9 protein-coding genes are annotated in these 14,380 nt (G+C 76.2%); 3 read left to right on the top strand and 6 right to left on the bottom strand.

Going from position 1 to position 14,380, the window contains the following annotated elements; all coding sequences use genetic code 11:
* Nucleotide 1: 1 nt before the first annotated feature.
* From ACQPYX_RS10130 to ACQPYX_RS10140, 3 genes are all read right to left on the bottom strand, one after another.
* On the bottom strand, nucleotides 2-2,113 hold the full coding sequence (locus tag ACQPYX_RS10130; RefSeq protein WP_433802778.1) for a Wzz/FepE/Etk N-terminal domain-containing protein: 2,112 nt from the start codon (nucleotides 2,111-2,113) through the stop codon (nucleotides 2-4).
* Nucleotides 2,110-3,444, bottom strand: coding sequence for a hypothetical protein (locus ACQPYX_RS10135; protein ID WP_433802779.1), 1,335 nt, complete (start codon nucleotides 3,442-3,444; stop codon nucleotides 2,110-2,112). Before ACQPYX_RS10135 ends, ACQPYX_RS10130 begins: the two co-directional genes overlap by 4 nt.
* Before the next feature lie 95 nt (nucleotides 3,445-3,539).
* Nucleotides 3,540-4,586: a hypothetical protein gene (locus ACQPYX_RS10140; RefSeq protein ID WP_433802780.1), complete on the bottom strand. Its 1,047-nt coding sequence runs from the start codon at nucleotides 4,584-4,586 to the stop codon at nucleotides 3,540-3,542.
* A 148-nt stretch (nucleotides 4,587-4,734) separates the two neighbouring features.
* Here ACQPYX_RS10140 and ACQPYX_RS10145 point away from each other — a divergent pair, with 148 nt between their 5' ends.
* A complete protein-coding gene (locus ACQPYX_RS10145) occupies nucleotides 4,735-5,847 on the top strand; it encodes a glycosyltransferase (RefSeq protein ID WP_433802781.1) in 1,113 nt (370 codons plus the stop codon).
* A 7-nt stretch (nucleotides 5,848-5,854) separates the two neighbouring features.
* On the opposite strand, the gene ACQPYX_RS10150 is transcribed toward ACQPYX_RS10145, so the two are convergent.
* Together ACQPYX_RS10150 and ACQPYX_RS10155 are read right to left on the bottom strand one after the other, a co-directional pair.
* Complete coding sequence (locus ACQPYX_RS10150) at nucleotides 5,855-7,129, bottom strand: right-handed parallel beta-helix repeat-containing protein (RefSeq protein ID WP_433802782.1); 1,275 nt, start codon at nucleotides 7,127-7,129, stop codon at nucleotides 5,855-5,857.
* Nucleotides 7,126-8,562: a sugar transferase gene (locus ACQPYX_RS10155; protein WP_433802783.1), complete on the bottom strand. Its 1,437-nt coding sequence runs from the start codon at nucleotides 8,560-8,562 to the stop codon at nucleotides 7,126-7,128. Before ACQPYX_RS10155 ends, ACQPYX_RS10150 begins: the two co-directional genes overlap by 4 nt.
* Before the next feature lie 362 nt (nucleotides 8,563-8,924).
* On the opposite strand from ACQPYX_RS10155, the gene ACQPYX_RS10160 reads away from it, so the two are divergent.
* Nucleotides 8,925-11,846: an AAA family ATPase gene (locus ACQPYX_RS10160; RefSeq protein WP_433802784.1), complete on the top strand. Its 2,922-nt coding sequence runs from the start codon at nucleotides 8,925-8,927 to the stop codon at nucleotides 11,844-11,846.
* Between the two features lie 47 nt (nucleotides 11,847-11,893).
* A complete protein-coding gene (locus ACQPYX_RS10165; protein ID WP_433802785.1) occupies nucleotides 11,894-13,411 on the top strand; it encodes a DUF4397 domain-containing protein in 1,518 nt (505 codons plus the stop codon).
* Here the strand turns inward: ACQPYX_RS10165 and ACQPYX_RS10170 are convergent.
* On the bottom strand, nucleotides 13,372-14,337 hold the full coding sequence (locus ACQPYX_RS10170) for a glycosyltransferase family 2 protein (RefSeq protein WP_433802786.1): 966 nt from the start codon (nucleotides 14,335-14,337) through the stop codon (nucleotides 13,372-13,374). The genes ACQPYX_RS10165 and ACQPYX_RS10170 overlap by 40 nt on opposite strands.
* Between the last annotated feature and the right edge of the window lie 43 nt (nucleotides 14,338-14,380).

Here is a 14,380-nt window from a genome sequence, read left to right on the forward strand (position 1 = left end):
TTCACGACGAGGTCGGGGTCGGGCGCACCGCGCGGCGACGACGCCGGCCGGTGGTCGTGTGCCCGTTGGTGCCGTTGCCGTTGGTGCTGTGACCGTTCGTGCCGTTGCCGTTGGTCCGCGGCTCGGGCTCGGGCTCGGTCGGCTCCGGGGCCTGCGTCGGCACCTGCCACGAGGAGGTGACCCGCCGGTGGCCCCGCCGCCGGGACCCGTTCCCGACGACGGATGCGGTCGGCTCGGGAGCCTCGGGCTCGGCCTGCGCCGGCTCGGCCGGGACGTGCTCGGCGGAGGCCGGCTCGGCGGGCGTCGGCTCGGCGGGGGCGGTGAGCGGTGTCGCCCCGTTGCGCGCCGCGGGGACCGCGGGCGCGGCCGGGGTGGCCGGCACCGTCGACGCCGACCCGTTGCGGGCCGGGATACGGCCCGTGACCGAACCGGCGGCCGACGGGTCCACGACCGGCGTCGCCCGGACCGGCTGCCGGGCCGGCTCGGACGCGGCCGGCTTCGACGCGGCCGGCTTCGACGCGGCGGGCTCGGACACCGGCTCGGACACCGGCTCGGACACAGCGGCGGACGCGGGCACGGGCTCGGGGGCGACCTTCTCCGCAACCGCCGACTCGGCAGGCTCCGACGGCTCGGCCGGGGCCGGCTTCTCAGCGACCTCCACCGGCTTCTCGACCGGCTTCTCGACCGGCTTCGCGGCCGGCTTCTCGATCGGCTGCGGCGCGGTGCGCCCCGCGGGAAGGGCCTTGCGCGTCTCGACCGGTGCCTCCGGGACGTCCACGGCGAACGTGAACACCGCGCCGACGGCGGCGGCCTCCACGGTGCGCAGGCCGGCCGCGGCGGCGTCGAGGTCCTCCGGCCGCGCGGACCCGCGGCGTGCGACGACGACGACGCCGTCGGCGAGGCGGGCCAGGTCGAGCGTGGCCGGGCTGCCGCTCAGCGGCGAGGCGTCGAGCAGGACCCAGCCGTACGTGGACCGCAGCGCCGTCAGCACGGCGGCGCCCGCGGCCGAGCCCCACACCTCGCCCGGGCGCTCGACGGCCGACCCGGCGGTGATCACGTCGAACGACCCCGCGGCGAACCGTTGCACGCCGACCACGCCGCCCGAGACGCGCTTCGCCCGCAGCGTGTCCGACAGTCCCGGCTCCTCCGGCAGCCCCAGCGCCGCGGCCACGGCCGGTCGCTGCAGGTCGGCGTCCACCAGCACCACCGACTCCCCGGCCAGGGCCAGGGCGACCGCGAGGTCCACGGCCACCGTCGTCGTGCCCTGCTCGGAGCGCACGCCGGTGACGACGAGGCAGCGCCGGTCGCCCGCCCCCGCCACCAGCGCGGTGCGCAGTCGACGCACGGCGGCGGCCCGGTCCCGGGCCCGCGCGGCGGCCCGTCCCCGTCGTCCCGCGACCGGCTCGGCGAGCAGCGCGGGCCGTTCCGGACGACGGGCGAGCGCGGGCACCGAGGCCAGGACCGGCGTGTCGAGTCCCTCGCCCAGCACCTCGGCGGAGTCCACGGCCCGCCGCAGCGCACGGCGCCCGAGCGCCGCACCGACCCCGAGCACGACGCCCGCCAGCAGACCGGCGGCCAGCAGCATCGTCGTGCCCGGGCCGGCCGGGTAGACCGGCAGCGTCGGCGGGTAGATCAGCTCGGTCGACACCACCGGGCGGTTCACGGCCTGACCGGTCGACTCGATGCTGTTGACCAGGCGGGTGAACGCCGTGGTCACGGCGGTGCCGACCAGCTGGGCGTCCTCGGGGGTGGGCCGGGTGATCCCGACGTTGAGCACGACGGTCTCGGCCACCGCGTCCGCGCTCACCGAGTTCTGGATCTCGTCCGCGGTGGGGGTGCCGCCGAGCAGGGCGGAGGCGTCCGCGGCGACACGCGGCCCGGTGATCAGCTCGGTGTAGGACTTCACGCGCTCGGTGGAGAGCTGCGCGCCCTGGTAGGACTCGGTCGAGCTCGACGCCGTCTGTTGCGCGGCCACGTAGAACACGGCGTTCGACGTGTAGGTGCGCGGCAGCAGCAGCGCCACGGCGGCGGCGATCGCCACGCAGACGACGACGATGCCGCCGACGAGCAGGCGGTCCTCACGCAACACGGTCCAGTACTCGCGGGCGTTCACGATGCGGCTCCACTGGTCTCGCGGATTCCGAGCCGGCGTTGGAGCCGGCGGGGCAGGAGGTCACCGGGCGCGCGGCGCTCGGCCTCGGTCAGGTCGTCGCAGGCGAGGGCCAGGGCGACGAGGATGAAGACCCACGTCGACGCGGCCGCCGGCTGCGAGAGCAGGAGCGTCGCGAACACGACGAGGGCGACGGGGGCGGCGCGCCCGCGGGTCCCCGGAGCGGGGCGGACGAGCAGCAGCGGCACGAGCAGCGCCGCGGTCACGAGCAGGACGAAGGGCAGGCCGTTCACGGCGACGTCCGAGATGAGGTTGATCCCGGCCTGCTTCTCGGTGCCCTGCCCACCCCACGGCTTCGTCGTGAGCGCGCGGATGCCGGCCTCGGTGGCGTCCGAGCGCTCGTCGAGCGAGGCCTCGTTGGAGGTCTGCTTGGCCTGCAGCCCGAACACCGGGGCGTAGAGCGCGATCCACGCCGCCCCGACGATGGCCCCGAGCCCGCCCACCTGGCGCAGGAACCCGCCGAGGCCGATGCCGCCGCGCGGACGCAGGAAGCCCTCGACGGCGAGGACGACGACGAAGACGCCGAAGCCCGCCGTCGAGAGCGTGCCGATCAGGCCGGCCAGGATCAGGCCCCGGACCAGCCACGACCGGTAGCCGACGGCCTCGGCGAGGAACCAGCCCGCGGCGCAGTACATGGCCATCCAGCCGGACTCGCGCCCGATGCCGGTCAGCCGCGGCACGTCCATCCCGAACACCGAGGAGGTCGAGTAGCTGACGGTGAAGGGGAGGTAGACCGGCTGGGGGCCGACGGTACCCACCGGGATCGTCGCGATCTGTCCGGTGCCGACGCCGGCCACGGCCCACCACAGGGCCGTGACCAACCACAGCGCGCCGATCGCGCACAGCACCAGCACGAAGCCGCGGCCCAGTGCGAGCCGGGCCTTCGGGTCGTTCAGCACCAGGACCGCGGCCACGACCGAGCCGATCGTCAGCGCGAAGTCCTGGAACTGGCTGCGGATGCGGATCAGGTCCTCGACCCACACCGTGTGCAGGACGAGCCACAGGTAGGCGGCGACCAGCAGCGCGAGGAGCGCCGAGACCGCCCGCACCGGGCGGGTCGGGGCGGTCTCCCGGCGCAGCATGGCCGCGACGCCGGCGGCCAGCGCGACCCCGCAGCCGATGAGCGCCGTGTACTCCCCGAGCGTGCCGGGGCGCAGGAGCGGCAGCGTGGCCAGCAGCAGCCCGGCGGGGACGGCGGCGGGGACGCGCGGGGTGGTCGCGCTACCCCGGCGCGAGCGGACGGCGGGTGCCCGTCCCGCCGAGAGCGTGGTCACCCGTCGTCACCTCCCCCTGGTGGGCACGGTGGGTCATTGTCCGCCGAACAGACTAACGAACGGGTGAAGAAACGCCTACTGCTCCGGGTCGTCGGTCACGACACGTCGCCGAGCAGTCCTCGGACGAAGTCCTCGGTGCCGAGCCGGGCCCGGGCCCGGCGCGCCGCCGCGGCGCGTCGCTCACGAGTGGTGACCAGACGGCGGACCGCGTCGGCCACGCCGGTGACCGCGTCGGGCCCGGTGACCTCGGCGACCTCGCCGATCCCGGTCCCCGTCACCATGCTCGAGGCCCAGCCACGGGCAGGGCCGAGCACCGGGACGCCGCGGGCGGCGGCCTCGGCGACGATCCCGCTCGGGGCGTCGTTGTCGTGGAGCACGGCGACCGCGTCGACCCCCGCGACGGCCGCGTCGAACTCCGCCTCGCTGAGCAGGCGGTCGTCGACGTGCAGCCGCTCGGGGTCGAGCCCGGAGGCGGCGAGGGCGGCGGTGACGTCGGGGTCGCACCGGCCGGCCAGCACGAGGTGCACGTCGGGCACCCGCTCGAGCGCCGCCAGCAGCAGGGGCACGTTCTTCCGGGCGCTGATCACCCCGAACACGCCGAGGCGGAACGGCGCGTCGGGCTCCCGCGCCGGGGCGTCGCGGTCGTCCGGGACGACGGGGTCGCGCACGGGCTGGATCCCGGGGAAGCCGCGCCGGCGCACGACGACGCCGAACGCGTCGGTGAGGAACCGGACCCGCACGTGCGGCAGCCGGGCGAGCAGCCACGCCAGCGGCGGCTTCAGGGCCATCCCCGGGGTGGTGTGCTCGGAGCCGCCGGGCAGCACCGTCCGCATCAGCAGCACCGACACCGCGGGCGGCCGGCTCCGGGCGAGGGCGAGCAGGAGCGGGGCGACGTTCTTGTCGCCGTCCGGCACCACGAGCCGGGCCCGGGCGGCGACGGCGGTGTCCACGGCGGCGCGCACCGCGGCCCTCCGGTCGTCCGGCACCTCCACCACCTCGGCGGGGACGTCGGCGAGGTGTTCGGCGAACTCGGGGGAGGCGCGCACGGCCGGCGGGACGAGCAGCAACGGCACGCGGTCCGACGCCGTCAGCAGCAGCCGCACGTAGCGCAGCCGGTGCCCGAGCGCATCGAGTTCGAGCACGGCGACCCGTGCACGCCCGTTTGGTGACGCTCCGTCCGAACCCGAAGGATTCACAGCCATCTGTGCCACATCCCGATGGTCAACTCCCTCGGTTGAACCATAATCAACCGGTGACGGACACCGTAGGTCACGACGACGGGACGAGGGCATGAAGATCGCGTGGCTCACGGACGCCCAGGCGCCGTACCGCGAACCCCTGTTCTGCGAGCTCGCGGACCGGTGCGACTTCCGGGTGCACTTCCTCTTCGCCGAGGAGCCCGAGCGGCACTTCCGCTTCCGGCCGCACCCGGGCTACTCGTCCGGTGTCCTCCCCTCCGTGCCGATCCCGTTGCCGCGCCCGCTCGCCCGGCGCCTCGACTCCTACCAGGCGGCCCTGCGGCCGGGGATCACCCGGCAGGTGCTCGACGCGGCGGACGTCGTCGTGATCCCGACCTGGGCCCAGGTGGCGAGCGCGTGGACGATGCTGCGCGCGCACCGGCGGGGCGTGCCGTACGTGATCTTCTCCGAGTCGACGCTGGACTCGCGCCAGTTCGACCGCGGCCCGGTGGCCTGGCTGCGGCAGCGCCTGTTCACCCGCGCCGGGGCGGTCGTCGTGCCCGGACCCTCCGCGCGCGACGCCGCGCTGCACACCGGCGTGGCCCGCGACCGCATCGTCGAGTCGGTCAACTCGATCGACCTCGAGGCCTTCGGCGCCCGCCCGCGCGAGCTGCGCCGGGCCTCGGGCGCGGGGCGGGGCCCGGAGGCCGCCCGGCACCGCTTCGCGGTCATCGGCCAGCTGATCCCGCGCAAGAACGTCCACACGCTGCTCGACGCGTTCTCCCGGCTCGACGGCGAGCCCACCCTGGACGTGGCGGGCGACGGCGTCGACCGCGCGGCCCTCGAGGACCAGGCCCGCGCGCTCGGCGTGCTCGACCGGGTGCGGTTCCTCGGGTTCCTCGACGAGCCCGGCGTCGTCGAGGTCCTCGCCCGCAGCCAGACGCTGGTGCTGCCCTCCACCGAGGAGGTCTACGGCTTCACCGCCCTCGAGGCGCAGGTGGCCGGGCTGCAGGTCGTGGTCTCCTCCCGGGCCGGGATCGCGGAGAACCTGGCCGGCGTCGAGGGTGCCTGGGTCGTCGAACCCGACGCCACGGGTGTCCACCGGGGCCTCGAGGCCGCGCGGGCGGCGTGGACCGGGTGGACCGAGGACGTCCCCGAGGAGGCCGCGTCGCCGAAGCGCACGGCCGACGACGTGCTGGCCGCCGCCGAGCGCGCGGTGCGCTGAGCGCGGCTCAGACCGCGGCGTTCGACCCGACCGCGACCCGGGTCGCGCCGTCGAGGTCGAGGGCGTCGTCGAGGGCGAGCCCGGAGATGCGGTTCCCGGTGATCGCCCCGCCGTCGACCCCGAGGAAGGCGACGGCGGTGACGTCGGAGGAGCACCGGAACTCGTTGCCGGTCACCGTCACCGCGGTCGGCGGGACCACGGGCCGCCCGCCCGCGGAGCTGCCGCGGCCGCCCGCGAGCGCGTTGACCACCGCGATCTCGGAGGTGTTGGCGGTCGCGTCGAAGGTGTTGCCGCGCACCACCACCCGGCTGCAGCCCTGGATGATCTGCACGAAGGCGTACTCGGAGAGCCCGCAGGCCGTCATCCGGTTCCCGCTGACGGTGACGTCGGAGGACCAGTCCTCGACGTGCACGGCCTCCATCCGGTAGTTCGCCATGGTGCAGCCGGAGACCGCGACGTCGGCGCAGTAGGCGATCCCGACGGCGAAGCCGGGGGAGTCGTTGTCGCGGAAGGTGCACCCGCGCACCCGGACCTGTCGGAAGGACCCGCTGGGGCTGTTGAACTCCAGGTCGGTGTTGGCGTTGCGGGCGAAGGTGCACCCGTCGACCGCCACGCCCGTCGTCACCGCGCGCGAGTCGTTGGCCTGGTAGAGCCCGTAGGTGAGCCGGTGGAGCAGCGAGTCGGTCAACGTCAGGGCGGTCGAGGTGTCGCCGTCGACACCGAGCTGGATCCCGTGGCAGAACGACCCGTACACGTCCGTCGCCCCGGAGAACACCAGGCGGGAGAGCGTGAGCCGGTCCACCTGACCCACCCGCAGCAGCACGGTCTCGACGTCCCCGGCCCGGGCGAGCTCCAGCCCGTCGAGCGCGCAGTCGGCCCCGCGGACCTCGATCGCCGCCGTCGCCCGGGGCGTCATCCGCAGCACCGAGCGGCCGGGCTCGCCGGCGAGCAGGACCCCCGGCGGCACGACGAGGGACCGGGCCGGCACGAGGTGGTAGGTGCCGGCCGGCACGAACACGGTGTCGCCCGCCCGGGCCTGCGCGAGCGCCCGCGCGAAGGCCGGGGCGTCGTCGGTGACGCCGTCCCCGGTCGCGCCCGCGGCGCGGACGTCGACCACCGTGCCCTGCTGCCGGGGCGCACCGGAGGGACGCGGCAGGTCGGGGTCGGCGGCGGGCGGCCCGGTGGGCCGGGACCCGAACACCGAGGCACAGGCCGCGGTCCCGACGACGGCCGCGCCCGCGGCCGCCATCGTCCCCAGCACCCGCCGTCGGGAAGGACTCACCGCCCCTTGGCGAACAGCACCTCGGAGACCGTGCGCAGCAGCACCTTCGCGTCGAGCCACAGGGACCAGTTCTCGATGTAGTAGTTGTCGAAGCGCGCGCGGTCCGAGATCGGGGTGTCGCCGCGCAGGCCGGACACCTGCGCCAGACCGGTCAGACCCGCGGGCACGCGGTGCCGGTGACCGTAGCGCGGATGCTCGGCGGAGAAGCGTTCGACGAAGTGCGGGCGCTCCGGACGCGGGCCGACGATCGTCATCTCCCCGCGCAGGATGTTGACCAGCTGGGGCAGCTCGTCGAGCGAGGTCGCCCGGAGCACCCGACCGACCGGGCCCACCCGGTCGTCCTGGGCGATCGACCACCGTGTGTCGCCCTCGGCCGACGTCGCGGGGCGCATGGAGCGGAACTTCAGGCACTCGAAGCGTCGGCCGTCGCGGCCGACCCGCACCTGGCGGAACAGGACATCCGGGCCGCCCTCCCACCGCACGGCGAGCGCGCACGCCACCAGCACGGGGGAGAGGAGCAGCAGCGCCAGCGAGGAGGCGACGACGTCCACCGCCCGCTTCAACGCCCAGGCCGGGCCGTCCAGGGCGGGGGTGCGGATCCGCATCACCGGCAGCGACCCGATGTGGTCGCTCTGGCCCGTCGCCGTGGCGAAGGCGTGCAGGCGCGGCACGACCAGCAGGTCGCAGTCCTGGGTGGCCGGCGTCCGGACGCGGTCGAGCAGGTCCTCCTCGCGGAAGGCGCCGTCCCCGACGAGCAGCACGTCGACCCCGTGCTCCGCCACGAGGGCGTCGAGGTCGTCCAGCGTGCCGAGCCACGGCACGCGGGCCGAGGCCGGCCCCGGGAGGGTGTCGACGTAGCCGGCCACCGCCAGGCCGTAGCGGGCGTAGCGGTCGAGCAGCGTGGCGACCTCGCCGGAGAGCTCGCCGCCGCCGACGAGCAGGGTGCGGTGGGCGACGATCCGCCGACGGCGGGCGGCGAGCACCACCGCGGTCGAGATGGCGCGTCCGACCACCACCAGCCCCACCGACGCGAGCGAGGTCAGGACGAACTCGGTGACCCCCACGTTGTCGTGGCGGACCGCGAACACGGCGGCGACCAGCGCGATGGCGACGAGGAGCCGCCCGAGGAGCGCCGGCAGCTCGTCGAGCACCGACAGGTGCAGGCGCGCCCGGTAGCGCCCGCCCCCGCACACCAGGACGACGGTGATCACCGAGAGGGCGGCGAAGGCCTTCCAGTAGTGCGGGTTCCAGGCCATCGGCAGCGCGGTCATGGCGGCGTCGAGGGGGAGGACCAGCATCCACGCCTGGATCGATCCCGCCCGGCGGAACCCGAGGAGCGGTCGCACCGGCGGGCGGTCCAGCGGGTGCTCGCGTCCGGCGGAGCGGGGTGCGGGCAGATCACGCAGCACCACCTCCGACGAGGCGCTGCTCACACTGGTGCGATCGGACGCAGACCTGACGGGCTCGACGGTCCCGCGGACAGCGGCCATCCGTACCGTGCCTCCCTGGGCTGATCACGCACTGCAACTTTCGAACTCGATCGTGGGCGATCGATCGGCGCGGGACCCTGGGAACTCTTCCCAGGGTTCGGCCGAGTGCCTCACTCGCTCGGGGAGACATCTGACCGGGATACGTCCGTTAGAGTGAGTGGCAACTACGCGATGCGGTCACTGGATCTCGATACCCGAGGTCTGGTGCAATCAGCCCATCGTTCGATCGAGTGGCAACGGAACAGACCGTGGTGGGAGGTTCTGGGGTGTCGAGGACGACGGAGGATCACGAGTCGTCACCGAACGTGTCCGTCGTCGGCGTCCGGAGCACCGTCGGGCGGGGCGCCGAGATCGCGCGTCTGCACGAGACGCTCGACCGCGTCCGGCGCGGGCGGGCCGCCCGCATCCTGCTGACGGGGGAGTCCGGCGTCGGCACGACGACGATCGCCGACGCCTTCTGCGACCAGGTCGCGGCCGACGCGGAGGGGGCCGTGGTGGTCCGCGTCGTCGCCCCCGAGCCGGTCGGCGCCCCGGTCGCGTACGCGACGTCGGATCTGCTGGCCCGGGCCCTGGACGACCTGGTGGCCCCGGAGCGGACGACGTCCGCCCGGTCCGCGCTCGCCCTGTCCGACGTGCTCGCCGCGGCCCGCCGGGCGGCCGCACCCCGTCCCCTCGTCCTCGCCCTGCACGACCTGCACCACGTCGACCCGGCGTCGGCGACCGTCCTCGCCGACCTGCTCCGGCGCGTGCACTCCGGGGGCGTGCTGGTCCTCGCCTCCGCCACCGACCCCTCGCGCCTGGCCGTCCGGGGCCGCGCGTGGTGGCCGCGGCTGTTCGCCGACGGCGGTGCAGGCTCCGGACCCGACGGCACCGCCCTGGCCGGCGTGGCGACCGAGGTGCGCACCGTGCTGGTCGGCGGGCTCGACGCGGCGTCGGTCGCGGCGTTCGCCGCGACCCGGCGCCCCGCGGCCCCCGCCCTGGGGCACGCGGCCGCCGCCCGCCTCGCCGCGGCCACCGGCGGCCACCCGGTCCACCTCGAGCTGCTGCTGCGCACGGTGCCCGACGAGGTCCTCGTCTCCGACGGGTCGCCGGCCGGGCGCCGGACCCTGGCCGCCCGGGTCGGGCACGCCGTCGCCGCGCTCCCGCCCACGACCCGGGACCTCGTCGGGGCGCTCGCCGTGCTCGGCGGGCCGGCGCCGGTGGCCCTGCTCGAGCAGGTCGCCGCCGTGGCCCCGGGCAGCACGCCGCCCACCGCCGCGGCCGAGGCGGCGACGGCCGGCCTCGTGGACGTGACCGCCCGGGGGCCCCGGGTCGAGCTGCGCTTCGCCCACCGCCTCGTCCGCGACGCCGTCTACCGCGGACTCCCTCCCGACACGGCCGCGGCCCTGCACTGCACGGCCGCCGCGGCCACCGGCGGGCGCACCGGGTTCGCGCACGCCGTGGCCAGCGCGGCGGGCACCCCGTCGCCCGAGGTCGCCGGCGCCCTCGGGGCGGCCGCGGACGCCGAGAACGACCACGACGAGGCCGCGACGCTCCGGCTGTGGGCCGCCGAGCTGGCCGCCACCGGCGTCGACCGGGAGGCCTTCCTGCTGGACGCGGCCGTCGACCTCGTGTCGGCCGGCAGCGTCACGCGGCTGCGCGCGATCGAGGGGCCGCTGCGCACGGCCCGTGCGTGCGGCGCGCGCGACCTCGCCCTCGGCACCCTCGCCTTCGAGTCCGGCGACCCGGACGCGTACGTCCCCCTCGCCGCGGCGCTCGCCGACGCCGAGGCCGGTGCCGCGGTCAGGGCCCTCGCCGCCCTCAAGCTCGGCGCCCACCACGTCCTGCACGGCCGGGGCGCCCGGGCCGTCGAGGTGGCCGCGAGCGTCGCGGAGCTGACCGACGACCCGGGGCTGCGGGAGGGTGCGCGCACCCTCGAGGTGGTCGGCAGCGCCCTGCGGTGGGGACCGGACACCGCGCTCGACGTCCTGGGCGAGCAGCTGGACGGCGTCTACGGGGCCGACCTGTACGTGGTCTGCGGCCGGCTCCACCTCGCCGCCGGCGACCCGGCCGCGGCCTACGTCCACCTCCACCGCGGACTCGACCGGATCCGCGCCGGGTCGACCACCACCATGGGCCGTCTCGTCCACCTCTTCCTCGCCGAGGCCGCCTTCCGCACCGGGCGGTGGGACGAGGCCGAGATCGAGGCCCGCGTCGGCGCGACGGCCGCCCAGGAGCCGGGCAGCGCGTGGATCGCCCCGGCCGCGCGGGGCATGTGGTCCGTGGTCCGGGCCGCGCGCGGCGGACTCGGCGACGCCGAGGCCGACCTGAGGGCGACGCGCGGCCCGGAGCCCGCGCCGAACGCCCTCGGGGCGTTCACCCGCGACCTCGCCGAGGCCTTCGTCGCGCAGGTCCGCGGCGACGCCGAGCGGGCGTACCGGGTGCTCAGCGACCTGGCCGACGGCCCCGTGCCCGCCCTCGAGGCCGGGCCGCTCGCGCTCTGGCGGGTGCTGCTCGCCGAGGTCGCGATCGACGCGGGACGGCTCGCGACGGCGGGCGCGGTGCTGCAGGGGTTCCCGGCCGCCGGGACGCCGCTCTGGTTCCAGCTCACCCGGCACCGGCTGCTCGGGCGGCTCGCCGCCCGCAGCGGGAACGTCCCGGCCGCCCGGGAGCACTTCCGGGACGGCCTCGAGCTCGCCGACGTCCGCGCGGGCGAGGCCGCGGCGTGTCCGATCGAGGTCGCGGCCCTGCACGCGGCGGCCGGTCGCCTGGGCCGGCGCCAGGGCTGGGCGAGCGCCGCCGAGGACCTCGCGACCGCCCGACGCGGGTTCGCCGGGCTCGGCGCGACGCCGTGGGTGGTGCGGGTCGACGCCGAGATCGACCTGGGCGTGCCCGGCGTGACCTCCTCGGCGCCACCCGCCCCGACGGTGCCCGAGCCGGACCGCACGACGACCGGTCCGATCGTCGTGCACGACGTGGCGGCCGCCGTGCGCACCGCCGCGGACACCGTGCCGGACACGCTCCCGGCAGCCGCCGCGACGGTGCTCCCGGAGTCCTCGGCCGAGCACGCCTCGCTCACGCCCCGCGAGCGCGAGGTGGTCCGCCTCGTCGCGCAGGGGCTGACGAGCCGCGAGGTGGCGGCCGCCCTCTACGTCACGCCGAAGGCCATCAGCTACCACCTCGGCAACGTCTTCGCGAAGCTCGGCGTGACCTCCCGGCGCCAGCTCTGGGGCCGCACCTTCGACTGAGCCCGGTGCGCCACATAGGTGACGCCCGTCCGGGGTACTGGGCTCGCATGGCAGAGCGTTCCCGACGACGGGTGTGGTGGGCCGTGGGCGGCGCCGCGGCGGCGGTGGTCGTCGCGGTGGGCGCGATCGGCGTCGTCGGGGTCCGCGAGGCCGTCGCCGACCCGGGCACGGGCATGCTCCGCCTGGCGCACCTCTCGCCGACCACCCCGGCGGTCGACATGTACGCGCAGGGGCCCGACCTGCCGCTGACCAAGGTGGCGGGCGACGTCTCCTACCGCGCGGTGAGCCCCTACCTGACCGAGCCCGCCGGCACCTACCGCATCCAGGGGCGTCCGGCCGGGGCGCCGCAGACCGCGCCGCCGCTGTTCGACGTGGCCGTGGACGTGCCCGCGGGCTCCGCGCAGACCGCGACCTTCGTCGACATCGGGCCCGACGGCGCCACCCAGGCGCAGGTCCTCGACGACGAGACCGCGCCGGCCCCGGCCGGCTCCGGCGCCCTGCGCATCGTGCAGGCGGCCGCCGAGGTCGGTCCGGTCGACGTCACCGGCGTCGACCCGTCCGGTGCCTCCCCGGCCGTGCCGCTGGCCCGCAGCCTGTTCTACGGCTCCGCGACGCCCTACGCGACGGTGCCCGCCAAGCCGTGGGAGCTGCAGGTGTCGAGCCGCAGCGGGAAGTCCTCCTCCGTCGAGGTGCCGGTGACCAGCACGTCCGTGGGCACCCTCGTCGTCACGCGCGCCGCGGACGGCGGCCTCGCGACCCAGCTGGTCGCCGACGCCGCGTCGTCCGCAGCGGCGCCCGCCCCCGCGCCCGGCCAGCCGGCGCCGGCCCCGAGCTCGGCGCCGCGCACCGCCGAGTCGTCGGTCCCGCCGGTGGCGCCCGGGACGGCGGCCCCACCGCAGCCGTCGAGCGCCGAGACCACCTCGGCCGCGCCGCCCGCCCCGAAGGCGCCCACCCCGCCGTCGGGCGGGATCGGCGCCGGGCTCGGCGGGCTGAGCCACTCCGGGCTCGCCGCGGGCGGCATCTGGGACACCATCTCGGGCTGGTTCGGCGACGACCCCACCGAGGGCGTGCCGGCCGCCGTCAAGATGCCCCTCGCCATCGCGACCGCGCCCCCGTCCGGCGGGCCGCACCCGACGTCGTTGTCGATCCCCGCCATCAACCTCGACGTCGACGACCCGGTCGACCTGCGCGTCGACTACCGCGGCGCGCTGCAGGTGCCGACCGACTTCTCGAAGGTCGGCTGGTTCAGCTCGTCCGCCGTACCCGGCGACCCCGGGGCGGCGGTGATGGTCGGCCACGTCGACACCCGGCGCGGTCCGGCCGTGTTCGGCGCGCTGGACGACCTGAAGCCGGGCGACGTCATCGAGGTCGGCCGCTCCGACGGGGGCACCGCCCGGTTCGGGGTCGACTCGGTGGAGACCTTCGCCAAGGACGCCCTGCCCACCGAGCGGGTCTACGGGCCGATGACGACGCCGACGCTGCGCCTGATGACGTGCGGCGGACCGTTCGACGACGCGACGCTGAACTACCGCGACAACATCGTCGTGTTCGCCACCCCGCGCTGACCCGGCTGGCGTCCGAGCGCCACCGAGGCGACCCGGTGGCGCGCGGACGCGGGGTCGGTCGACGCGGCGGCGATGAGCTGCGAGCGCAGCCAGGTCAGCGGCTCGCGCGCCAGGCCGTAGACCACGTCGCGGCGCCGGACGACGCCGCGGTGCTCGCGGCGCAGGGTGCGCAGGAAGGCGTGCTGCGTGGCGGTGTTCGCCCGCCGGTGCGACGACGTCAGCGAGCCCGTGGCCAGCCGGAACTGGGAGAGGCTCTCGGACATGCCGTAGAAGCGGCCCTGCGTGACCAGCCGGGCCGCGAGGCCGACGTCGAGCACGTAGGTGTCGGCCGGGAAGCCGCCGCAGGCGTCGTAGGCGTCGCGGCGGAAGAGCATGTTGCCGGGCGCGCCGATCGGGTTGCCGCGGTGGCGCACGATCCGGCGCAGCACCGTCGCCCCGTCACGCAGGCCGAGCAGGTCCGGTGAGCCCAGGGCACGGCCCGTGACGATCACGCGGTCGTCGTCGTCGACGAGGTCGTGCCGGCACGACACCAGCGCGAGCGAGGGGTCGGCCTCCATGAGCGGGACCTGCTCGGCGAGCAGCGTCGGCGCCAGCAGGTCGTCGGCCATGAGGACCTTGACCAGCGGGGCGCGGGCCAGGCGGACGGCGCGGTCGAAGTTCTCGGGCGCCGGGACGGTGGCGGCGTTGCGCTCGAGCCGCACGCGCGGGTCGCGGAAGGAGCGCACGATCTCGGCCGACGCGTCGGTGCACGCGTTGTCCAGCACGACGAGCTCGAAGTCGTCGAAGGTCTGCCCGAGCACGCTCGCGACGGTGCGCCCGATGTAGCGCTCCTTCTGGAACAGCGGCACGACCACCGACACGCGGGGCGCCCAGGTGTGGTCACTGTGCGTCGTAGCAGGCGGTCGCGTCGCGCGTTCGGGGGACACGAGGCCATCTTCTGCGTTGCACGCGGCCACCGTCAACGGGCGA

It is taken from the genome of Actinomycetospora sp. CA-084318 (genome assembly GCF_050955885.1).
Classification (GTDB): Bacteria; Actinomycetota; Actinomycetes; order Mycobacteriales; family Pseudonocardiaceae; genus Actinomycetospora.

Coding starts and splice junctions, on each gene's coding strand:
- ACQPYX_RS10145 (WP_433802781.1), top strand. CDS start 4,735: ATGAAGATCGCGTGGCTCACGGACGCCCAGGCGCCGTACCGCGAACCC.
- ACQPYX_RS10165 (WP_433802785.1), top strand. CDS start 11,894: ATGGCAGAGCGTTCCCGACGACGGGTGTGGTGGGCCGTGGGCGGCGCC.